This is a genomic window from Paenibacillus agaridevorans, from assembly GCF_018604145.1.
Classification (GTDB): domain Bacteria; phylum Bacillota; class Bacilli; order Paenibacillales; family Paenibacillaceae; genus Pristimantibacillus; species Pristimantibacillus agaridevorans.
Genome location: NZ_CP075889.1, coordinates 2,830,628 through 2,851,225, shown reverse-complemented (window position 1 = coordinate 2,851,225; position 20,598 = coordinate 2,830,628). Strand labels below are relative to the sequence as shown.

At 52.0% G+C, this 20,598-nt stretch carries 25 protein-coding genes; 17 read left to right on the top strand and 8 right to left on the bottom strand.

The annotated features are described in order from the left end of the window. Positions 1–3: 3 nt before the first annotated feature. The 4 genes from KJW29_RS12080 to KJW29_RS12065 all read left to right on the top strand — a co-directional run bounded on the left by KJW29_RS12080 (position 4) and on the right by KJW29_RS12065 (position 5,954). Positions 4–1,170 (top strand): glucose-1-phosphate adenylyltransferase, encoded by a 1,167-nt coding sequence (locus KJW29_RS12080; RefSeq protein ID WP_214629944.1) that lies wholly within the window; start codon positions 4–6, stop codon positions 1,168–1,170. Next, on the top strand, positions 1,167–2,279 hold the full coding sequence (gene glgD / locus KJW29_RS12075) for a glucose-1-phosphate adenylyltransferase subunit GlgD (protein WP_087567122.1): 1,113 nt from the start codon (positions 1,167–1,169) through the stop codon (positions 2,277–2,279). The genes KJW29_RS12080 and glgD overlap by 4 nt, the downstream gene beginning before the upstream one ends. 262 nt (positions 2,280–2,541) lie before the next feature. Continuing rightward, positions 2,542–4,002 carry a glycogen synthase GlgA gene (gene glgA, locus KJW29_RS12070; RefSeq protein WP_214629943.1) on the top strand — a complete coding sequence of 487 codons (1,461 nt, stop codon included), beginning with the start codon at positions 2,542–2,544 and terminating at the stop codon, positions 4,000–4,002. Beyond that, positions 3,987–5,954 (top strand): glycoside hydrolase family 15 protein, encoded by a 1,968-nt coding sequence (locus tag KJW29_RS12065; protein ID WP_214629942.1) that lies wholly within the window; start codon positions 3,987–3,989, stop codon positions 5,952–5,954. Before glgA ends, KJW29_RS12065 begins: the two co-directional genes overlap by 16 nt. A 51-nt stretch (positions 5,955–6,005) precedes the next feature. On the opposite strand, the gene KJW29_RS12060 is transcribed toward KJW29_RS12065, so the two are convergent. The 5 genes from KJW29_RS12060 to KJW29_RS12040 form a co-directional block, all read right to left on the bottom strand. Continuing rightward, the gene (locus KJW29_RS12060; RefSeq protein WP_214629941.1) at positions 6,006–6,431 is read right to left on the bottom strand and encodes a spore germination protein GerPE; all 426 of its coding nucleotides are present in this window, start codon (positions 6,429–6,431) and stop codon (positions 6,006–6,008) included. Continuing rightward, complete coding sequence (locus tag KJW29_RS12055; RefSeq protein ID WP_187100705.1) at positions 6,428–6,655, bottom strand: hypothetical protein; 228 nt, start codon at positions 6,653–6,655, stop codon at positions 6,428–6,430. The genes KJW29_RS12060 and KJW29_RS12055 overlap by 4 nt, the downstream gene beginning before the upstream one ends. A gap of 6 nt (positions 6,656–6,661) precedes the next feature. Then, positions 6,662–7,333 carry a spore germination protein GerPC gene (gene gerPC, locus KJW29_RS12050; RefSeq protein WP_214629940.1) on the bottom strand — a complete coding sequence of 224 codons (672 nt, stop codon included), beginning with the start codon at positions 7,331–7,333 and terminating at the stop codon, positions 6,662–6,664. Positions 7,334–7,541: 208 nt separating this feature from the next. Then, the gene (locus KJW29_RS12045; protein WP_108996244.1) at positions 7,542–7,751 is read right to left on the bottom strand and encodes a spore germination protein GerPB; all 210 of its coding nucleotides are present in this window, start codon (positions 7,749–7,751) and stop codon (positions 7,542–7,544) included. After that, positions 7,748–7,981, bottom strand: coding sequence for a spore germination protein (locus tag KJW29_RS12040; protein WP_087567115.1), 234 nt, complete (start codon positions 7,979–7,981; stop codon positions 7,748–7,750). Before KJW29_RS12040 ends, KJW29_RS12045 begins: the two co-directional genes overlap by 4 nt. A gap of 305 nt (positions 7,982–8,286) precedes the next feature. On the opposite strand from KJW29_RS12040, the gene KJW29_RS12035 reads away from it, so the two are divergent. From KJW29_RS12035 to KJW29_RS11990, 11 genes are all read left to right on the top strand, one after another. After that, entirely contained in the window at positions 8,287–8,712 is a 426-nt protein-coding gene (locus KJW29_RS12035; RefSeq protein ID WP_214629939.1) for an Hsp20/alpha crystallin family protein, read from the top strand. Positions 8,713–8,886: 174 nt separating this feature from the next. After that, positions 8,887–9,087 (top strand): hypothetical protein, encoded by a 201-nt coding sequence (locus tag KJW29_RS12030; RefSeq protein ID WP_087567113.1) that lies wholly within the window; start codon positions 8,887–8,889, stop codon positions 9,085–9,087. A 15-nt stretch (positions 9,088–9,102) separates the two neighbouring features. After that, the gene (locus KJW29_RS12025) at positions 9,103–9,327 is read left to right on the top strand and encodes a hypothetical protein (protein WP_108996242.1); all 225 of its coding nucleotides are present in this window, start codon (positions 9,103–9,105) and stop codon (positions 9,325–9,327) included. 335 nt (positions 9,328–9,662) lie between these two features. Next, positions 9,663–10,097, top strand: coding sequence for a Fur family transcriptional regulator (locus KJW29_RS12020; protein ID WP_087567111.1), 435 nt, complete (start codon positions 9,663–9,665; stop codon positions 10,095–10,097). A gap of 12 nt (positions 10,098–10,109) precedes the next feature. Further along, on the top strand, positions 10,110–10,409 hold the full coding sequence (gene yidD / locus KJW29_RS12015; RefSeq protein WP_214629938.1) for a membrane protein insertion efficiency factor YidD: 300 nt from the start codon (positions 10,110–10,112) through the stop codon (positions 10,407–10,409). Between the two features lie 141 nt (positions 10,410–10,550). Then, a complete protein-coding gene (locus KJW29_RS36475; RefSeq protein WP_281426354.1) occupies positions 10,551–10,682 on the top strand; it encodes a hypothetical protein in 132 nt (43 codons plus the stop codon). Between the two features lie 391 nt (positions 10,683–11,073). Beyond that, the gene (gene metG / locus KJW29_RS12010; RefSeq protein ID WP_214629937.1) at positions 11,074–13,068 is read left to right on the top strand and encodes a methionine--tRNA ligase; all 1,995 of its coding nucleotides are present in this window, start codon (positions 11,074–11,076) and stop codon (positions 13,066–13,068) included. 152 nt (positions 13,069–13,220) lie between these two features. After that, a complete protein-coding gene (locus KJW29_RS12005; protein WP_214629936.1) occupies positions 13,221–14,234 on the top strand; it encodes a metal ABC transporter solute-binding protein, Zn/Mn family in 1,014 nt (337 codons plus the stop codon). Between the two features lie 79 nt (positions 14,235–14,313). Beyond that, positions 14,314–15,144 (top strand): metal ABC transporter ATP-binding protein, encoded by an 831-nt coding sequence (locus tag KJW29_RS12000; protein ID WP_214629935.1) that lies wholly within the window; start codon positions 14,314–14,316, stop codon positions 15,142–15,144. Beyond that, the gene (locus tag KJW29_RS11995; protein WP_214629934.1) at positions 15,128–15,937 is read left to right on the top strand and encodes a metal ABC transporter permease; all 810 of its coding nucleotides are present in this window, start codon (positions 15,128–15,130) and stop codon (positions 15,935–15,937) included. Before KJW29_RS12000 ends, KJW29_RS11995 begins: the two co-directional genes overlap by 17 nt. Before the next feature lie 50 nt (positions 15,938–15,987). Then, positions 15,988–16,701 (top strand): cytochrome c biogenesis CcdA family protein, encoded by a 714-nt coding sequence (locus KJW29_RS11990; RefSeq protein WP_087567106.1) that lies wholly within the window; start codon positions 15,988–15,990, stop codon positions 16,699–16,701. A gap of 13 nt (positions 16,702–16,714) precedes the next feature. Here the strand turns inward: KJW29_RS11990 and splB are convergent, their stop codons facing one another. Then, complete coding sequence (gene splB, locus KJW29_RS11985) at positions 16,715–17,782, bottom strand: spore photoproduct lyase (protein ID WP_214629933.1); 1,068 nt, start codon at positions 17,780–17,782, stop codon at positions 16,715–16,717. Between the two features lie 242 nt (positions 17,783–18,024). Between splB and mntR the strand changes: the two genes are divergently transcribed. After that, complete coding sequence (gene mntR / locus KJW29_RS11980; protein ID WP_108996235.1) at positions 18,025–18,447, top strand: transcriptional regulator MntR; 423 nt, start codon at positions 18,025–18,027, stop codon at positions 18,445–18,447. Positions 18,448–18,533: 86 nt separating this feature from the next. Here mntR and KJW29_RS11975 read toward each other — a convergent pair whose 3' ends face one another. Continuing rightward, positions 18,534–18,869, bottom strand: a complete 336-nt coding sequence (locus KJW29_RS11975; protein WP_108996234.1) for a hypothetical protein — start codon at positions 18,867–18,869, stop codon at positions 18,534–18,536. Between the two features lie 27 nt (positions 18,870–18,896). Beyond that, positions 18,897–19,886 (bottom strand): DUF1385 domain-containing protein, encoded by a 990-nt coding sequence (locus KJW29_RS11970; RefSeq protein ID WP_214629932.1) that lies wholly within the window; start codon positions 19,884–19,886, stop codon positions 18,897–18,899. A gap of 205 nt (positions 19,887–20,091) precedes the next feature. On the opposite strand from KJW29_RS11970, the gene KJW29_RS11965 reads away from it, so the two are divergent. Beyond that, positions 20,092–20,595, top strand: a complete 504-nt coding sequence (locus KJW29_RS11965) for a YqhR family membrane protein (RefSeq protein WP_246608698.1) — start codon at positions 20,092–20,094, stop codon at positions 20,593–20,595. Positions 20,596–20,598: the final 3 nt, after the last annotated feature.

Sequence of the window (20,598 nt, the reverse complement as noted above, 5' to 3'; positions counted from 1 at the left end):
TCCATGGTCCGTAAAGAAATGATTGCAATGCTGCTTGCAGGAGGAGAGGGAAAGCGATTAGGCGTGTTGACCAAGGATTTGGCAAAGCCCGCCGTCTATTTTGGAGGAAAATACCGGATCATCGATTTCACCTTAAGCAATTGCGCTCATTCCGGCATCGATACGGTCGGGGTGCTGACGCAGTATCAGCCGCTGGAGTTGAATCGTTATCTTGGCATCGGCAGTCCATGGGGGCTTGATCGCCGCGACGGAGGAATGACCATTCTGCCGCCGTATGTGAAGCAGAAGGGCGGAGTCTGGTACAAAGGCACGGCCAATGCCATCTATCAGAACATGGCTTTTATCGAACGTTACAATCCCGAATACGTGTTGGTCATATCCGGCGATCACATCTACAAGATGGATTACGATCTCATGCTGCAGCATCACAAGCGCAGCGGTGCGGATGTCACGATTGCCGGACTTCAGGTCGACTGGAAGGAAGCGAGCCGCTTCGGCGTTATGCATGTCGATGACGAGGACCGCATTACCGCCTTCGAGGAGAAACCAAAAAATCCGACGAGCAATATCGCCTCGATGGGCGTTTATATTTTTACCTGGAAGACGCTGCAGAAACATCTGATCTACGATGAAGCGAACCGCAATTCCAGCCATGACTTCGGCAAGGATATTATTCCTGCGATGATGCGCGAAGGGCGCAAGCTGCATGCCTTCCCTTTCAAGGGATATTGGAAGGATGTCGGCACAATCGAGAGTCTGTGGGAGGCCAATATGGATCTTCTTGCCGAGGAGCCGCCCCTGGATCTTTACGATACCGAATGGCGCATTTATTCTGTTAATCCCAATCGTCCTGCCCAGTTTACATCTTCGGAAGCCGTAGTCACCTCTTCCGTCGTTTCCGAAGGCTGCGTCATTGAAGGTGAGGTAGATCGTTCCGTGCTGTTCTACGGGGTACAGGCGGAGATTGGGTCGATTATCAGCGAATCCGTGATCATGCCGAATGTCCGAATCGGCAAGGGAGCGCGGATCTATCGCTCTATTATCGGTGAAGGAGCCGTCATACAGGCTGGAGCGGTTATAGGAACTCCGGAAGACGATGCCATAACGGTTGTAGCGGTAGAGCAATATGTGACGAACGATCATATGGTGCTGGAGGTGGAGCCTACATGAAACATCGCATCCTTGGCGTTATCAACCTGATTCACGAAAATGACGAGCTGGGGCCGCTTACGCAGGGCAGATGTCTCGCAACCGTGCCGTTCGGCGCCAAATATCGACTAATCGATTTCGCATTGTCCAGCATGGTCAATTCCGGCATCAGCAAGGTGGCCGTATTTGCCCATACGAAATACCGCTCCCTTATGGATCATCTCGGCTCCGGCAAACATTGGGACTTGCAGCATCGCCAGAGCGGACTGTTCATCTTGCCGCCGCTGACGGACGATCTGCTGGAAGTTAGCCGAGGGGACTTATACCATTTCTATCAACAACGCGATTATTTCAATCGTTCTTCGCTAGATTATATCGTCATCGCACGCAGCCATATGGTATGCAACATCGACTTCGAGAGGGTACTGGCTTACCATCAGGAGCAGGAGGCCGATATTACGGTTGTTTGCAAGGAGCATGATGGCCCCGTGCTGGGCAAATCGCGCAAGGTGAAGCTGGATGCCGATGGGCGCGTAACGGAAATTCAGGAGCACTTCGGGCGATTGGAGAGCAGCATCAGCTCCATGGAGATGTATATTATGCGCAAGGACCTGCTGATGGATCTGGTAGAGACGTCCCTGGCGCAAGGTCAGGATCATCTTGTTCGCCATGCTATCTTCTCCAGGCTTGGTCAACTGCGTGTATTCGGCTACCGACATGAAGGTTATCTTGGCGTTGTCAATACGCTGGCGAGCTATTATCAACACAGCATGAACCTGCTGGACCAGGATGTATGGAAGGAATTGTTTTTCATGCCCGGACCTGTCTATACGAAGGTCAAAGACGAACCGCCTACTCGTTATGCGGCTGGCTCCAGGGTGACGGGCTCGCTGATCGCAAACGGCTGCCGGATCGAAGGCACGGTGGAGAACAGCGTTATTTTCCGAGGCGTTCATGTTGAGAAGGGCGCTGTCGTAAAGGACAGCATCATTATGCAGAACGGGTATGTCGGCCAAGGAAGCTTTGTTCAGTACAGCATCATGGACAAGGACGTGCGTGTCGAGGCAGGCCGCGATATCCGCGGCGCAGGCGCATCGCCTTTTATGGCGGCCAAACGCAAAATCATTTAATGGAAGATTCGGCTGAGTTCCCTGAGATCCTTCGTAATGAGAAGCGGGTTTTTGGACTACATCTAAATAGAAGTTTAAAAGTTTGGTTATCAGTACCGAGAAAATTGGACGAAGCTAGAAACCGAGTATCGGAGCGTAGCAGAGCTACGTGAGAAACGGAGGATTCGGCTGAGTTCAATATTCGACGTCGAGTAGGCAACCTGAAATACTTCGTAATGGTAAGCGGACTTTTAAACCACCATATAATGGAGGTTGGGGAGAGATGAACATACTGTTTGCAACTTCGGAGGCCGTACCGCTGGCGAAGACCGGCGGCTTGGCCGATGTCGTGGGAGCTCTGCCCAAGGCATTGGCCAGGTACGGTGCCGACGCCAGGGTCATACTGCCGAAATACGAGGAAATTCCGATGCATTATGTCGAGCAATTTCAGCTGATCGCCGAATTTCAGGTGCCGTTCGGTTGGCGCAATCAATATTGCGGCTTGCAGAAGGCGACGATCGACGGCATCAGCTACTATTTGATTGACAACGAATTTTATTTTAGGCGCAAAGGTTTATATGGTTATGGGGATGATGCGGAACGATTTGTTTTCTATTGCTTTGCCGTGATGGAATCTGCGCGGCATCTGGATTTCAAACCCGATATCGTTCATTGTCACGATTGGCAGGCGGGGCTGATTCCATTTTTGCTAAGAACCAGATACGCGTTCGATCCTTCGTGGGCTTATGTAAAGTCGGTGTTTACGATACATAACCTGATGTACCAGGGGTTGTTCGGCGCAGAGGTGCTCAAGGAGCTGACAGGTGCCGGAGAAGAGCTGTTCGGCTGGGATGGACTCGCTCACCGTGGAGGAGCCAGTTGCTTAAAAGGCGCGCTGGAGTTCGCGGACAAGCTGACGACGGTCAGCCCATCGTATGCACACGAAATTCAGACTCCGTATTATGGCGAGCATCTGGACTCCGTACTACGGTACAGGCAAGAAGATCTGCGCGGCATCGTGAACGGCATCGATCTGGAACTGTTCGATCCCATGAACGACGACGCGTTGCATACGCCGTATCGCAACTCCATCGGCCGCAAGCGGAAAAACAAGATCGATCTGCAGCGCGAGCTGGGACTGCCCGAATCGGCGGATATCCCGATGATCGGGATTGTATCGCGGCTGGTGGAGCAAAAGGGCTTTGATCTCATAGCCGCAACGCTGGATGAGCTGCTGCAGGAGGAAGTCCAGCTTGTCGTGCTGGGTGCGGGAGATCGGAAATACGAGGAGCTGTTCCTGGACGCGGCACGGCGTTATCCGGAAAAGATGGCGATCTGGTTGGGTTACAGCGACCGGATGGCGCGCAGAATTTACGCCGGCTCTGACCTATTTGCAATGCCCTCGAAGTTCGAGCCATGCGGCATCAGCCAACTGCTGGCGCTTCGATATCGATCCGTGCCTGTCGTCAGGGAGACGGGAGGGCTTCGGGACACGGTACATGCCTACAACGAATATACTGGCGAAGGCAACGGTTTTACCTTTGCCAACTATAACGCCCATGACTATCTGTACACTGTGAGAAGAGCCCTTGCCTTTTACCGGGAGGAGGAGACCTGGAAGAGGATTATCGAAAACGGCGCCCGCAGCGATTACAGCTGGCATGTATCCGCGAAGGCTTATATGGACGTTTACACAGAGCTTGCCGCGCATCGAAAGGAGAACGAACCATGGCCCGTCATCTAGTAATCGGCAACGGCAAAATGCTGCTGAACCTTGATCGTAATTGTTATATTCGAGATATCTATTATCCGTATATTGGACAACTGAATCATGTCGGCGGCCATTATTGCCGCTTCGGCATATGGGTAGACGGTCAATTTTCATGGCTGGACGATTCGGAGTGGCATATTACGCTTGACTATATACAAGAATCTCTGGTCACTAACATTACGGCGAAGAACGAACGGCTCGGAGTGGAGCTGCATATCAACGATGGCATCCACCAGCGCGAATGCATCTATATTAAACGTATTGTCGTCCGGAACAAACGTCAGGATGGACGCGAAGTGCGGTTGTTTTTCCATCAGGATCTTATGATCGAGGGCTCGGAAGTGGGCGACACGGCAGTTTATTATCCCGAGAACCACACGTTGTATCATTACAAACGCTCTAATTATTTTATGTTCAACGGTTCCTCCGACGAGGGAGGCATTATGCAGTATTCGACCGGCATCAAACGGTTCCAGTCAGCCGAGGGAACTTGGAGGGACGCGGAAGACGGCAGCCTCATGGGCAACACGATCGCTCAAGGTTCGGTCGACAGCACAATCAGCCTCCGATCGGTGGTTGAAGGACATGGCGAGAAAACTTTCTATTATTGGATGTCGGTCGGAAAAAACCTGGAGGAAGTCAAAGAACTTAACCGGTACGTCCAGGACAATCACCCCGAGAAGCTGTTGAGCCGGATCGTCGTCTATTGGAACCATTGGCTGAGCAGGGCGGAGTCGGATCTGGGCGATCTGCCGCCTGACGTAACCAAGCTGTTTCAGCAGAGCTTGCTGCTAGTCCGCACGCAAACGGATGAGCGCGGAGCGATATTGGCCGCCAACGATACCGACATTCTCCAGTACAACCGCGATCACTACAGCTATATGTGGCCTCGTGACGGCGCATTGATTGCCGATGCAATGTCGATGGCAGGATACCAGAGCGTTATCGCGCCATTTTTCCACTTCTGCGCAACGGCGCTGTCGCCGGAAGGGTATCTGTATCACAAATACAATCCGGACGGAACGGTCGGCTCGAGCTGGCATCCTTACATTGTGCAGGGAAGCAGGCGGCTGCCCATCCAGGAGGACGAAACGGCGCTAGTCCTGTTCGCTTTGTGGCAAGATTACAAGCGCAATGGCGTTATCGAGCTGCCTCAGTCGTTATACAGCAACCTGATTCGCAAAGCAGCTGCCTTTTTAAGCGACTATGTCGAGCCGACGCTCGCCTTGCCGAAGCCAAGTTATGATCTTTGGGAAGAAAGATACGGCATATGGACGTATACGGCAGCCTCCGTGTACGGAGGTCTTATGGCGGCGGCGCACTTTACGGATTTATTCGGCGATTACGAGCGCAGCGACCATCTCAAGCTGCGTGCGAAGTGGATCAAGGAAGGGATGCTGGAGCATCTCTGGGATGAGGAGAGCGGGCGATTCGCGCGGGGACTCATACAGAAGGACAATCGCTGGGTGAAGGATATGACGCTGGAGAGCAGCCTGTTCGGCGTGTTGGACTTCGGCGTTCTGCCCGTAGAAGATGAGCGTGTAATCAAGACGATGCTGGCCATCAAGGAAGGACTTCGTGTCCGGACCAACATCGGAGGGATCGCGCGGTACACCAACGACTATTATTTCCAGCAGTCCGGCGAGATCGACAAAGTACCAGGCAATCCATGGATTATCTGTACGTTGTGGGTGGCCAACTTCGAGATTGATTCGGCGAAGTCGCTTGAGGATCTGCGCGGACCAAAGGAGACGTTGCAATGGGTTGCGAATCATGCGCTGCAGAGCGGGTTGCTGCCGGAACAGCTGAATCCTTATGACGGATCGCCGCTGTCAGTCGCACCGCTTACGTGGTCACATGCCACGGTCGTTCAGAGCGTCTGCAAATACGCGGCAAAATACAAGAAGCTGAATCAGGGTTCATGAACAAAAGACGCTCTTTCGCACAGTCATTGCTGGCGAAAGAGCGTCTTTTGGCTACATTATCGTCGTATCCTGAGGGAATTGCCGTATATGTTTAACCCGGGCTTCGCCGACTACGGAGTAGCTATTGCCGACATGAAGACTGGAGGAAGAGCTGAGCGCAATCACGCTGACGCATCCCACGGAGATTCGAGGGGAGTGATTGCATCTGTTCAAGTTGTCGGGTTGGCCGGATTGCAGCCAAGGGTCAGAAATAATGGGCCACGGGCGCGAAAAAATATCGTAGGACTCGAAGAAAGCTTCTCCCGCTGTGGAATGATCTTCTTTGCGCTGCACGGCCAGCGCACGTAGCTTCGCATGCGTCGAACCGCGATCGCCTATCTGTACGATGGACGCGGACGCCAGACTGATGACGTTGACGAAGGCTATCTCCGAGGTGCGGACAGGAAAACATCCCAAGCTGCGATTGGAAAACTTCATAGAAAATCCGTGACAGTCGTCTCGCCGACTGCCGCTTCGGCGCCCTCGGGTTCAGGCAGTGGAGCCATGGATCCGACGATAACGGATTCCGGCGGCGTATCGAACATCGAATACAACGCCATGCGGCTCGTGTCGCCTACCTGCAAGAGCGAGGAGCTGGCGATGCCGAGCACTTCGATGCGGCCAACGCACAGCTGATGGTTATGAACAGTGAAATTTACCATGTCGGATCATCCTTCCGATTGGGGGTAAGTGTCTTTCAATTGGCGCATATAAGCGCCGATCGCGGCTTCGGCATCCCGCTTCGTCCTCTCGAAGATACGTTCCGTCATGGCTCCAGGATTGCTCAGATTCTCCTGCTCTTCTTTCGACAGCTGATTGATGTAATGTTTGATTCTGGCCGGCAGCTGCTTGCGAACATCCTCCAGCACAATACGGCGATGATGCGGGTCAAGCTGCATGCCAAGCTCCATCTCTTGGCTTAGCAGGCGGCGTTCTCCTTCGGAAGCCATGTAGCCGTCAAGACGGCCGGCCAAAGCGCGAAACGGACCTTCCGCTTGCTGGGTTCCCATAGGCTGCTGGACCGGATAATAATTCGGTTGGTCCCCAACGGTAAATTGCTCGACCTCGCCGGTTCCCGTAGTAGAGTCGGCGGCTTCGCCGCCTGGGAGCGTCATGCCGATATTAAGCGTACCTTCCAGCCTCTCTACTTTCAATTGATCGAAGCGGTACTGAATGCTCTCGACATTGTAGGAGGGCTTCGCCTCCAGCATGCTAATTTTGTTTTGAAGTTGGGAGAGCTGCGCCTCAAGCCGTTCGATCTGAAGCTGCTGCTGATGTAGTCTCCGACTGACTTCGGCCGACCAGACATGCCACGGATTCAATTCGTTCGGATCTTTCATCGCGATTAGCCTCCCTTAAAGTATGTGTTCAAAAAGTTCGATTTTCAGTACCGAGAAGGTTGTATGAAGATTAGGGACTGAGGAGCGGAGCGTAGTGGAAGCTACGTGAGCACCGGAAGTCCCGTCTGAATGCAAGATTCGATGTCGATATACTCCCCCGAGTTACTTCGTAATCAAAATTGGACTTTTTGAACAACCTCTTAAATTATTACGAATGATCTGGTCTTGGCAGCGGCACAAAAGATAGCGGATTATCCGTAGACAGCTCGGGCGCGGGGCCCGAGAAACCGCCTGAATTGTAAAGCTGGGACATGGAACGTATGGCGCCGGCGCTGCCTACCTGAAGCACGGAGCTGTTCGATAGGCTGTCGACGTGCAGAGAATGGATCGTAATGTACTGATGAATGGTCCAACTCATACGATATTGACTCCATTAGGCACATTCGTACTGTCCTGAATATCGGGATCAACCGAATTCGTCGCGCTGACCGCATTGTTCGAATTCGTCAAGCTTCCTGTCAAGAAGGAGCCCGAACCGGCATACGTCTTGGAGGTGCTTGAAGGAGACACCTGTACCGTATCTCCGAACTGGACGATGGAGCCGCCTCCCGTGCTGACGATTTTTACAAAACCGACAACTGCTGGCATGTCATATCACCTTCCATATTAGACATTGATATGGATTATTGTATGCGGCATTCGCCCAGACGTTACCGTTAGGGCGTGTCTGAAAACTCGCTCAGGGGCATCTTTCACCGCCTTTCCGCCCCCTGCTTCGTCACTTTTGCTTGACGTACCCCCGGTACGACTTCACAAAAGTTCCTTGCATGGAACGAAAATTCGGCAAAATCTGCTCCCCTCGGAGTATTCAGACTCGCCCTAGGCAAGTGTCCATGTCTCTCGGTGCCGCATACAATGAGAGCAGAGACTGCGTTCGGAAGGATGAGGACTTTATGGCATCGAGATGGGAAGAGCTGGAGAGATGGATGGAAGGGCAGCATCTGCCCAAGGGCTTCGAGGTAATCCGCGAGCCGGATTGGGTCGAGAAATTCGTTCGCGGCTTGATGACGAAGGCATTGCCGGAAGCATCGGAAGTCATAAAAGGGAAGGATACGCCTGGCATTACGGAAACCGAGCAATCGATCACGGTACAATTCCGGCTTCCTCCGGGAGCGCGAAGAGGCGATATCGGACTGTATGTGCGGGAGGACCGACTGCGAATCGTAGATCGGGAAAGCGGAAATCGTACGATGGTTCCGCTGCCCGTGCTGGTGCAGCCGAAGGTATGCCAGGCGGCAGTGAAAAGCGGCATTTTGTACGTCAAGCTCCGCAAGCGCAGAGCATCGAAACAATATATGGAGCATTACATTCGGTGGTAATGGAGGAAACTTGGACTAAATTGTCACCAAATCGACGGAGTTTGCCCTGCAATCGGACTGGATAATAGAATCGTAATTTCGTATAATGTCATATGTGTATATGTTGGTATAATAAATGCGAGTTCAAAAAGACCGAAAGCGGACTTTTTGCAACCGTTATAAGGAGTGTCGTCGGTGACGTTGGTAGATGTCAGCAGCGTATCCGCATCCCTGTTCATATTGGGGGTTGTATTCCTGCTTTTAATATTCGGTCTGCTCAGCTTCGGGATCTTGCGTATGTTCCAGCAGCAGTTTCGAGCGGGTTGGTACAGCTTTGCGGGAGCGATCGTGAGCTTTGTTGTTTTTATGTTTATTCTCAATAAGTGGTATTTGTAAATCGGGGGCTAAGACGTGTTCTGGACTGCGGTATGGTTTGTATCGAATCTATTTTTTGTAGCGGCTTTAATCACATTCCTATTCGTTCATCGCGCATGCACGATGGCGGCTCAGCAAGGTGCGGACGCAGGGAAGATGATGAAGCTGAGTCGCGGAAGATTATGGGCCGGCATAGCCAGTGGGGTCGGTTTTGTCGCGATGTGCGCCAGCTTCCTTATTAATATGAGATTGAACGGATAGGGCTCTCATTGACGGGAGTCTTTTTTTTGGGCATTATGAAGATAGCGCAACTTGAAGTTAAAGTCATCTCACCAGAGATGGATCACCTCTAAGAGGTCGTTCAAAAAGTTCGCTTCCCATTACGAAGTCATCCTAGAAGCATACTCGACGTCGAATATTGAATTCAGCCGAACCTTCCGGTGCTCACGTAGCTTTCACTACGCTCCGCTCCTCAGGTTCTAGCTTCATCCAATCTTCTACAGCGTTTTTGAAAAAAACGCAGCATCGGAAGCATAAGCTCATGTACTGATAACCGAACTTTTTGAACATGCACTCTAAGAGTCGGAGGGTCAACTATGCATACAGTAGAGGAAATTGTAGGACGCATGTCCAGTCAAGGGCTGCGGGTAACGGATCAAAGAAAGACGCTGGCAAAGCTGTTCGCAGATTCGCCGGGATATCTATCTCCTAAGGACGTCTATGAATACATGTGCAAAAAGTATTCCGGACTTAGCTTCGATACGGTCTATCGGAATCTGAGGGTAATGGAAGAATTGGGTGTGCTGGAGCAGGTCGTCTTTGAGGAAGGCGTCAAGTTCAAGTTGCATTGCCGCGAGCATGAGCATCATCACCATCTCATTTGTTTGCAGTGCGGGCTGACTTATCCCATCACGTACTGCCCAATGGAGCAGACGGTTGTTCCGGACGAATTCCGCGTCGTTAAGCATAAGTTCGAAGTATTCGGTTATTGCAAGACATGCGTGCAGGAAGATGCCGCCGCACAGGGTTAAGGAGGACTTGCCATGAATTCCGCCAGCGGCAACGACGAGACTGCAGCAAAGAAGAACAGGCGTTGGTCGCAGGCCGTCGTCAAGGCGCCTGTCGTGTTCTACCGAAAGGTAATCTCGCCGCTCAAGCCGCCGACTTGCCGGTTCTATCCGACTTGCTCGGCTTACGCGCTGGAAGCGATTGAGCGCCATGGCGCTGCGCGAGGGAGCTGGCTGGCTGCAAAACGAATCGCGAAATGTCATCCGTTCCATCCCGGCGGTTTCGATCCGGTCCCGGAGCCGGCGGTACGACATCATGGCAAGGGCGCGCAATAGCTTCATGCCTTTAGCGATGGCCTGAAAAGATTGGGCGAGTGCGTTCTTGACAGAGCATGGCGAATTTGAGTATAGTAGCATCATATCAGCATTGCCAGCGAATGGATAAGTACAGCGGGGAGCCTTCCAAGAGAGCCGGGCATGAATGGTGCGAGCCGGCAAGGGGAGACGCTGGAAGATGGTCCGGGAGGCATCGCTTTCGAGCCTGGACATGGACCAGGTAAGGGAGTGACGCATGCGCAAGCGTTAACGGCGCCAGTCGTCCCTCAGTGACGGCGAATGAAGCAGTTGATGGCAGGTAGGCGGAGAGGCTCGATGGAATATCGGTCGCACCCGCTGCAGCATCGGCTGGAATTTGGGTGGTACCACGTGAGATCAGCTCTCGTCCCATATTGGACGAGGCTTTTTTGCGTTTAAAGGATGTTCAAAAAGTCCGCTTTTGATCACGAAGTATGCCAAGAAGCCTATTCGACATCGAATATTGAATTCAGGCGAAACTAAGCGGATGCTTTCGAAGCATGTTTCCTCCGGAAACATTGCAGGTGCTCACGTAGCTTCCACTACGCTCCGCTCCTCAGTTTCTACCTTCATCCAATCTTCTCGGTGCTGAAAACCGAACTTTTTGAACTCTCACTTTTAAGCACAATCCTAAGGAGGAATTTCGATGGCTAATCGCAACAAAACGTTTTATTTGACGACGCCGATCTATTATCCGAGTGACAAGCTTCATATCGGCCATGCCTATACGACCGTGGCAGGGGACGCAATGGCGCGGTATAAGCGTCTGCGCGGCTACGATGTATGGTACTTGACGGGTACGGACGAACATGGCCAGAAGATCGAACGCAAGGCGAAGGAGAAGGATCAGACCCCGCAGCAATTCGTGGACAACATCGTCGTCGGCATTAAGGAATTGTGGAGCAAGCTCGAAATTTCCAATGATGACTTCATACGTACAACGGAGGATCGCCACAAAACGGTCGTCGAACGAATCTTCCGTCAGTTGCTGGAGCAGGACGATATTTACAAAGGAACCTATGAAGGCTGGTATTGTACGCCTTGCGAATCGTTTTTTCTGGAGCGCCAGCTCGAGGGCGGCAATTGTCCGGACTGCGGGCGTCCCGTCGAATTAGTCAAGGAGGAAAGCTACTTCTTCAGAATGAGCAAATATGCGGACCGTCTGCTGCGGCATTATGAAGAGAATCCCTCCTTTATTCAACCGGAATCCCGGAAGAATGAGATGATTAACAATTTTATTAAACCGGGGCTGGAGGATCTCGCGGTCTCTCGGACGACGTTCGATTGGGGCATCAAAGTGCCTGGCGATCCCAAACATGTGATCTACGTCTGGATCGACGCTTTGTCCAACTATATTACGGCGCTCGGCTACGGCGAAGAGAATAGCGACTCGTTCGAGCGTTTCTGGCCGGCGGATGTTCATCTCGTAGGCAAGGAGATCGTTCGGTTCCATACGATCTACTGGCCGATTATGCTGATGGCGCTCGACCTGCCGCTGCCGAAGCAAGTATTCGCGCATGGCTGGCTGTTGACGAAGGAAGGCAAGATGTCGAAGTCGAAGGGGACCGTCGTGGATCCCGTCGTTCTGATTGACCGTTACGGACTTGATGCTCTTCGCTACTATTTGCTGCGAGAGGTGCCATTCGGCGCGGACGGCGCGTTCACGCCCGAAAATTTCGTCGAACGGATCAACTTCGATCTCGCGAACGATCTGGGCAATTTGTTAAACCGAACGATCGCGATGATCGACAAATATTTCGATGGCTCCGTACCGAATTTCGCTGGCATTGTTACGCCGTTCGACGAGACGCTGCAGCAGTTCGCTGCCAATACGATCAGTCAGGTGGAAGAAGCGATGGAGAGAATGGAGTTCTCCGTTGCATTGACTTCCCTGTGGCAATTCGTGAGCCGGACGAACAAATACATCGACGAAACGCAGCCTTGGACGCTTGCCAAGGATGAAAGCAAGCGAGGCGAACTGGCATCCGCGATGTATCATCTGGCGGAGTCGCTCCGTCTGGTCTCGATTATGCTGCAGCCATTCCTGACGCATGCCCCGGTCGAGATGTGGAAGCAGCTAGGTCTTTCGCCGGGCGAGTTGACGGACTGGGAAGGCATGAAAAAATTCGGCTTGACGCCAGGCGGCACCCGCGTCGCGAAGGGCGATCCGCTTTTCCCTAGACTGGAGACGGAAGTAGAAGCCGCGTTTATCGCAGCATCCATGAGCGGGGGCGTTAAGGCGCCTGAAGCGCCAGCGGCGGAGAGCCGAGCATCAGGAGCTGCCGACGCTGCAGCGGCGAATCGACCGGACGAAAAGCCGGAGATCGGCATCGACGAGTTCGCGAAGGTGGAGCTGCGCGTCGCTCAAGTGCTGGCTGCCGAGCCCGTGCCGAAGGCGGATAAACTCCTGAAGCTGCAGCTTGATCTCGGGTACGAGACGCGTCAGGTTGTATCCGGCATTGCCCGCTATTACAAGCCTGAGGAGCTGGTCGGCCGCAAAGTCATCTGCGTAACGAATCTAAAACCGGTCAAGCTGAGAGGCGAGATGTCTCAAGGGATGATTTTGGCTGCATCGGAAGGCGAGCAATTAACGCTTGCGACGGTACCTGACAGTATGCCTAATGGCGCCATTGTAAAGTAGTAACGAAAGCCGCTCCTCTATCTTACTCGATAGGTAGGAACGGCTTTTTTTTGTAATCATGGGAAATGATATTGACAACTTCGATCTTACGGACTTATAATTCTAAAAGTAATCATAACGATTACTATTAAGAGGATTGGAGAAACAATAATATGAAACTATCCCATTCGCAACGTCCCTTCCGTCCAATAGCTGCTGCCATGTTATCCGCAATGCTGGTTATCGCGGGCTGTGCAGGCAATAATAATGGCAATGCGGCAGCCAATAACACAGCAGGCAATCAGCCGGCTTCCGCAGCGCCTGAGGTTCAAAAGCTGTCCGTAGTGACAAGCTTCTATCCGCTTTATTATTTGACCTCGGAGATCGGGGGAGAGCATGTCGAGGTGACGAACCTGATCTCGTCCGGCGTAGAGCCGCATGACTGGACGCCCAAGAGCCAAGACCTGAACAAGGCGTCGAAAGCGGAGCTGTTTCTGTACCATGGAGCCGGGCTTGAGACTTGGGTCGAAGATTTCACGAAGGGCCTCTCCGGAGACAGCGCCGTCATGGTCAAAGCTATGAGCGAGGGAATCGATCTGATCGAAGGCGAAGAGGATGAGGACGAGGATTCTCACGACCACTCCCATGAGGATGAGCATCACCACGCTATTGATCCGCATACCTGGGTAAGTCCGAAGTCCGTGCTTGTCTTGGCGCAGAATGTAAAGGACAGTCTGATTGCCGCGGACGCCGATAACGCTGCAGTCTATGAACAAAATTATACGGCGCTCCACGGCAAGTTGACGACGCTGGATAATGACTACGCGGAGAAGCTTGGCGCCGTGAAACAAAAAAATATCGTCGTATCCCACGAAGCCTTCGGTTACTTGGCCAGAGATTACGGATTGAATCAAGTATCCATTATGGGGCTTAATCCCGACGCCGAACCAAGAGCGCAGGATATTCTTAAGATTGCGAAATTCGTCAAGGAAAATGACGTGAAGTATATCTTCTTCGAGGAGCTTGTATCGGATCAGCTCGCCGTTATGCTTGCGAACGAAGCAAAGGTAGAGACAATGGTGCTTAACCCGCTGGAAGGATTGACGAAGGAGCAAGAGAAGGCTGGCATTACCTACTTGAACCTGATGCAATCGAACTTGCAAAATTTAGTGCAGGCATTACAATAGAATAGATCTGATTGAATTTCTCGGAGCTCCCACGGCTCCGATTTTTCCTTTTACCCCATAGCTTCGAGGAGAGAATGCAATGTCTACAAATACTTCCGCGGCCGCAACGGACGACGGCTGTCGTAACCATAATGATGTGATTACGGTCGAACATGTCTCTTTTGCCTATCAGCACAAACAAGTCATGGAAAACGTCAGCTTCAGCGTCAAGGAGCGCGACTTTATCGGTCTTATCGGGACGAACGGCGCAGGCAAAACAACGCTTCTGCGAATGATCGTCGGTCTTCATAAGCCCAGCTCCGGCCAAATTCGGCTATTTGGCGAGCCGGTGGGCAAGTTTAAGGAATGGGAGCGGATCGGCTATGTGCCTCAGCGCAACGCCTTTAATCCGCAATTCCCCGCAACTGTACATGAGGTTGTCTTGTCCGGTCTCTACGGCCGCAAGAAACTGTTCAAGAGACTTAACCGCGGCGATCATACAAAAGCTTCGGATGCCATGGATGCGATGGGCATAACCGATCTCGGCGACAAGCGGATCGGGCAGCTGTCCGGCGGACAGCAGCAACGCGTGTTTCTTGCCAGAGCGCTTATTAACAGTCCGTCGCTGCTTATCCTCGATGAGCCGACCGTTGGTATCGATGCGGAGACGCAGGAGAGCTTCTTTCATATGATCAAGCACATGCATCAGCATCATAACATGACGTTCCTGATGGTATCGCATGACATGGAGATGATTCGAGGCTATCTTGGGGAAGAGCCTGCTTCCAGCGCTGGCAAATTGCACTTTTACATCAAGCATTCGCATGAAACCCAGGATTGCGTCGAAAGCAATCTGGCTCATAGCCTCAAGGGGCTCCGGGAGCGGATGGAAGGCGGAAGAGAGGTTATCGCAATTGGAAATTCTAACTAGCGAATTCTTTCAGAAGGCGCTGCTAGGCGGGTTGTTCATCGGCATTACGGCTCCGCTTGTCGGTCTGTTCCTTGTGCTTAGGCGACTGTCGATGATTGGGGATACGCTGTCGCATGTCGCTATCGCAGGCGTTGCGCTGGGGTTCCTGACCGGCGTATATCCATTAGTGGCTGGCATCGTATTTTCTATCGCAGCTTCCTTCGCTATCGAAAAGCTCCGCAAAGCCTACAAAACATACGCAGAGCTGTCGCTTGCGATCATCATGTCCGGCGGGATTGCGCTTGCTTCGATCTTGTTCACACTCGGTAAGAGCTACTCGATGAACGTCAACAGCTATCTGTTCGGCAGCATCTATACGTTAAACAGTACGGATCTATGGATTATCGGCGGCGTTACGGGAGCTGTATTAATCGTCATCGGCACCCAGGTAAAGGAGCTCTTCCTGCTTACGTTTGACGAGGAAGCGGCCGCTGTCAGCGGCTTGCCTGTCCGATTCTACAATGTTATGATTAGCGTACTTACGGCCCTTATTATTAGCGTTTCCATCAAAATAGTAGGAGCATTGCTCGTCTCGGCATTATTAACGATTCCAGCCGCTTGCAGTCTCGTCATCGCGCGCAGCTTCAAACAAAGCGTGATCGCGGTCGTTGTGATCGGCGAGTTCGCGCTGTTGTTCGGCCTTATCATCGCAGGCGTTTGGAACCTGGCGCCAGGCGGAACAATCGTGCTTCTTTTGATCTTCATTCTGCTGCTTTTGCTGGCATCGCGCCGAGGTTTGCGTCTCTTTAACTAACGGTTGGAGAGACTTGTTCCAGGGCAAATGTGAAAGGTGGTTGACAATAGTTGTCTGACATGAATTTATGGATAGCGTTAGGCGCGGGTTTCGCATCCTTTATCTCGCCGTGCTGTCTGCCGCTCTATCCTTCGTATTTATCCTACATAACAGGCATTTCCGTGTCGGAGCTAAAGGACGCCGACAAAACAAAAGGCAAGCGATTGCTGATGATGTCGCATACTTTGTTTTTCGTTCTTGGCTTCAGCACGGTTTACTATACGCTCGGATATGGCACCAACGTATTCAGCGAATTTTTTAGCGAATACAATGCCTTGATTCGGCAATTGTCCGCCATACTTATTATTTTGATGGGATTGTTCCTGATGGGCATCTTCAAGCCGGGGCTGCTGATGAAGGAGCGTCGAATGAATCTGGTGCCTAAGCGTGCGGGCTACCTCAGTTCGTTTGTGTTCGGCATTGGCTTTTCTGCCGGATGGACGCCCTGCACAGGGCCTGTATTAACCGCCATTTTAGGATTGGCGGCTTCCGAGCCCGGCACCTGGTTCGGTCTTACGACGGCATACTCGCTTGGCTTCGCCATTCCATTTTTCGTCTTGGCATTTTTCCTGGGTACGGCGCGCTGGATTCTAAAGTATTCGGCCAAAGTCATGAAGATCGGCGGCGGCGTCATGATCCTGATGGGCATCCTGCTCTTTACGGATCAGATGACCCAAATTACAATCTGGCTTAATATGATCACGCCCGAATGGCTCAAATTCTGATTGAACAACCTTTTTAAGTAAAGTATTCGATTCTTGCTTCAGGGAATCGCTCGAAGATGCGCTCCGAGATGAACAGCCGGAGCGCTTCCGCTTGTTCATCGGGGTATACGTATTTGCCTTGGCCCCAGCGGCCCCACTTGTACTTCCGCTTCTCTATGTCCATCTCCAGCTTCGTCTTGGGATATCGTTTCTCTATGACCGACTTGGCTGTCTTGGTGAAGCGATGTTGAATAAGCTCGAAGGTTAGATCGGTTCGCACATCAGGCGGCAGCGCTTCGTCGAGCGAGTCGATAAGTTCCCCGTACCCGTCCTGCCATCCGTCGAACCAGATAATCGGGGCAATGATGAAGCCGATGGGGTAGCCGGCTCTCGCGCATTTCGCGGCGGCTTCGATCCGCTGCTCGAATCTGGACGTCGCGGGTTCGAAATGTTTGATGACGTACTTGCTGTTTACGCTGAAGCGGATGCGCGTGTTGCCGTTATGGTTGGCATCCAACAGGGAATCGACATGATGGAATTTCGTCACGAAGCGCAGCCTTCCATTAGGTTGCTGCCCCATAAAGTCGATCAGTTCTCTGAGACTACCGGTTATAGGCTCCAGGCCTACGGGATCGGAAGTGCAGGCGGCTTCGAAACGGGTTGTTTCCGGCAATCGCTCCTGAATATAGCCTAGCGCTGCGTCCATGATTTCATCTGTATTGACGTACACGCGAATATAAGGCTTTGCTCCAAGCGTGGTCTGCAAATAACAATAATGGCAATGCGCCATGCATCCCGTCGCGATCGGTATAGCGTAATCCGCGGAAGGCTTGGACGTGTCGAATTTAAGCGTCTTGCGTATACCTACGACAAGCGTTCGCTTGGCAATGCGGTATTGCTCCAGCTCGGTATCCCCTGGCAGGTTCGTTATGCGGTTATGCGACGTTGTCATCCGATAGGGAATGCCGGTTTCCTTGGCCCATTCGAAGATCCGTTGTCCCTTGGGATAATCCAGTGCCGCCGGTTCAAAATAGACGAGCTCCGGCACAAAGGACAGGTCTGACGTCTTTTTACGGCTTTGCTCGATCGTCTGTACCGACATTTGTCATTCTCCTCTTATTGGAATAAAGCCGCACCGTCAAAACGCAGCTTGTTACGTCTTATGGGTTAGTGTTTCAGAATTGAGGAAACGGTAGTCAAGCATCCGCGATCAGATTATGGGAGGAACCCGCCCAAGCAAGCGAAGAGGGGCGGCTAGGTTGCAGCAAGCTGCACCACAGTGTATGATACAATGAGTGAAAACCGCGCTCCGGCTGGATGCGCGAGGTAAGGAGGCTAACGCGAGTGCCGACTCCGAGCATGGAAGATTATTTGGAGCGAATTTATAAACTCATCGAGGAAAAAGGGTATGCGCGGGTCTCTGACATTGCGGAGGGTCTCGAGGTTCACCCGTCTTCCGTTACGAAGATGATTCAGAAGCTGGATAAGGACAGCTATCTGATCTATGAGAAATATAGAGGTCTCGTCCTGACGAACAAAGGCAAAAAAATGGGCAAACGTTTGATGGAGCGCCATGATCTGCTGGAGTCCTTCTTGACGACGATAGGCGTACAAGAAGAGAACATATACAAGGATGTCGAAGGCATCGAACATCATCTCAGCTGGGACTCCATTACTTGTATCGAGACGCTGGTGGAATATTTCCGCAGAGATCCCGGCCGATTGGACGAGCTTCGGTCGCTGCGAAGCGAACTGGATAACGATTAGACTTACATACGAATGATTGGTCAGACAATAATAAGGCCGTTGGAACGATACCTGCATCGTCTCAACGGCCTTATTGTTGTGTTTGGTTAATGATATTTAGGCGTGTCCTCGTCATCCTTGCCGCCCTCAATGACTCTGAACGGTATGGTGCGGGATTTTGTTCTGTCCTTCTTCGACTTGGACTGCGTTGTCGTCTTGCGCGGTGCGTAAGCGTTGCGGCCGCGCTGTCCATAACCTCCCTGATTGTTGCCTCTCAAGAAGGAAGGCGGGTATTTGTAGAGGAGGAAGATGCCGCCAATAATGATGATTGGAAGTAGAAACTGAATCGGGTTGCTGCTGCTAATTCCTTCGACGAACCCGATAACGATGAGCAGGGCTACGACGATTCCCGCGATCATCCAGCCTTTCGATCTGCTTCGCATCCTATCACGCCTTTCCGTAAAGAGGGATTAAATAGCTTTCGGCGCGTTCGCCGAAAGGTTTACTCCGGCAGCTGCCTGACGGTCGAGCTCCAGCATGCGGTTAAAGGAAGCGATAGATACCTTCACTTGCTCGTCGTTCGGTTCCTTTGTCGTGAGCAACTGCAGCCACAAACCCGGGTATCCGAGGAAACGCAGAACAGGAACCTCTCGTACCGAGTTAGTCAGTCTGAGCACCTCGTAAGATAAACCGAGAACCGCTGGGAGAAGCAGGATGCGGAGGTAGATGCGCTCCCAGATGGTCTCCCATTCAAAGATCGGCATGGAATATACGACAACCCCGACAATAACCGTGAAGACGATAAAACTGGAGCCGCAGCGATAATGGAGCCGGCTGTACTTCTGCACGTTCTCGACGGTCAACTTTTCGCCGGCTTCATAGGCGCTGATTACCTTATGTTCGGCGCCATGATATTGGAACAGCCGTTTAATAATCGGCGTCAAGGAGATGAAGTAGAGATAGACCAGCAGCAAGATGATTTTAATAAGTCCCTCCAAGAGGTTATGACCGACTTGACTGCTGAATGCCTTGGCGAACAGAAGATCTTCGATCGCGGCGGGTACGGCGGTAAAGATCAGCTTGCCGAAGATAAAAGACAACACGCCCGCAACCGCTACGCTCACAATCATGCCGAGACTAAAACCTTTTTTCTCGGGCTCGGCTTTTTTGGGTTCGTCAGCTTTGCCTTCCTCGGCCGTCTCGTCTTCCGCGTAGGCTTCCATCGAGAAATTGAGATGCTGCGAGCCCTTTGCGCTGGATTCGACAATGCCGACGACTCCGCGCACTAAAGGGATTTTTTTGAGCCCGGTTACCCAGCGCTTGGAGCTTCTAGGCACCTCATAAAATTCAATCTCATCGTTCTTGCGCCTGACTGCCGTCACGTTGACGTGTTTGCCGGCGAACATGACGCCTTCGATGACGGCTTGTCCGCCATAAATGTTTCTAGGTTCCTGAGGCAAAGGTTGGTCACCATCCTTGAATAATAACTAACTGAACTTCCTTCTATTGTACTTGATCTAACCAAGGATTGCGAGTGCGGGCGGGTTGCCGCATGCGGCCTTTCGCGACTTTCTCTGATTATGGAACGCCTGAAATATCCATACTATATGGACAGCAAGTCAAAAAAGCGGGTGGCACCGCTTAATGAAGAGGAGCGCGATCCATTTGAAGAACAGGCAATCAGATAAGGATACCTATAGCGACCACCATACGAATCGTTGGCTATACGCGGTTCATATAGGGTTGTTCGCCGGCTTGATCTGGGGCTGCATAAGGTGGATGTTCTATAGCATGAAATTCACGACGGAGCTGCCGGGGTTTCTGATGGAGCCGTTTTTCCGGCATCATTTTCTAATCAGCTATTGGGGCATCGTAATTGGCATTGCCGGTTTTACCGTCTTCTCTATTGCTGCAGCGTTGTTGTATACAGCATTGCTCGGTCGTTTTAGAGGACCATGGCCGGGCATCTTTTATGGCTTGGGCTGGTGGGCGCTGATGTTTTTAGCGGCAGGTCCTCTGATTGGCATGACGAGTAGAGTGAATGCGGCAGGCTGGAACACGGTTTTATCCGAGCTGTGCATTTTTACGCTCTGGGGCGTGTTCATCGGGTACTCGATTGCTTTCGAATTCACGGACGAATCGTCCCGAGAACCGGCATCGGCGAAGTAATGG

Bases quoted from the DNA above. Each gene is read 5' to 3' on its own strand.
- KJW29_RS12080 (WP_214629944.1), top strand. From the start codon at position 4: ATGGTCCGTAAAGAAATGATTGCAATGCTGCTTGCAGGAGGAGAGGGA.
- glgD (WP_087567122.1), top strand. From the start codon at position 1,167: ATGAAACATCGCATCCTTGGCGTTATCAACCTGATTCACGAAAATGAC.
- glgA (WP_214629943.1), top strand. From the start codon at position 2,542: ATGAACATACTGTTTGCAACTTCGGAGGCCGTACCGCTGGCGAAGACC.
- KJW29_RS12065 (WP_214629942.1), top strand. From the start codon at position 3,987: ATGGCCCGTCATCTAGTAATCGGCAACGGCAAAATGCTGCTGAACCTT.
- KJW29_RS12060 (WP_214629941.1), bottom strand. From the start codon at position 6,431: ATGAAGTTTTCCAATCGCAGCTTGGGATGTTTTCCTGTCCGCACCTCG.
- KJW29_RS12055 (WP_187100705.1), bottom strand. From the start codon at position 6,655: ATGGTAAATTTCACTGTTCATAACCATCAGCTGTGCGTTGGCCGCATC.
- gerPC (WP_214629940.1), bottom strand. From the start codon at position 7,333: ATGAAAGATCCGAACGAATTGAATCCGTGGCATGTCTGGTCGGCCGAA.
- KJW29_RS12045 (WP_108996244.1), bottom strand. From the start codon at position 7,751: ATGAGTTGGACCATTCATCAGTACATTACGATCCATTCTCTGCACGTC.
- KJW29_RS12040 (WP_087567115.1), bottom strand. From the start codon at position 7,981: ATGCCAGCAGTTGTCGGTTTTGTAAAAATCGTCAGCACGGGAGGCGGC.
- KJW29_RS12035 (WP_214629939.1), top strand. From the start codon at position 8,287: ATGGCATCGAGATGGGAAGAGCTGGAGAGATGGATGGAAGGGCAGCAT.
- KJW29_RS12020 (WP_087567111.1), top strand. From the start codon at position 9,663: ATGCATACAGTAGAGGAAATTGTAGGACGCATGTCCAGTCAAGGGCTG.
- yidD (WP_214629938.1), top strand. From the start codon at position 10,110: ATGAATTCCGCCAGCGGCAACGACGAGACTGCAGCAAAGAAGAACAGG.
- KJW29_RS36475 (WP_281426354.1), top strand. From the start codon at position 10,551: ATGAATGGTGCGAGCCGGCAAGGGGAGACGCTGGAAGATGGTCCGGGA.
- metG (WP_214629937.1), top strand. From the start codon at position 11,074: ATGGCTAATCGCAACAAAACGTTTTATTTGACGACGCCGATCTATTAT.
- KJW29_RS12005 (WP_214629936.1), top strand. From the start codon at position 13,221: ATGAAACTATCCCATTCGCAACGTCCCTTCCGTCCAATAGCTGCTGCC.
- KJW29_RS12000 (WP_214629935.1), top strand. From the start codon at position 14,314: ATGTCTACAAATACTTCCGCGGCCGCAACGGACGACGGCTGTCGTAAC.
- splB (WP_214629933.1), bottom strand. From the start codon at position 17,782: ATGTCGGTACAGACGATCGAGCAAAGCCGTAAAAAGACGTCAGACCTG.
- KJW29_RS11975 (WP_108996234.1), bottom strand. From the start codon at position 18,869: ATGCGAAGCAGATCGAAAGGCTGGATGATCGCGGGAATCGTCGTAGCC.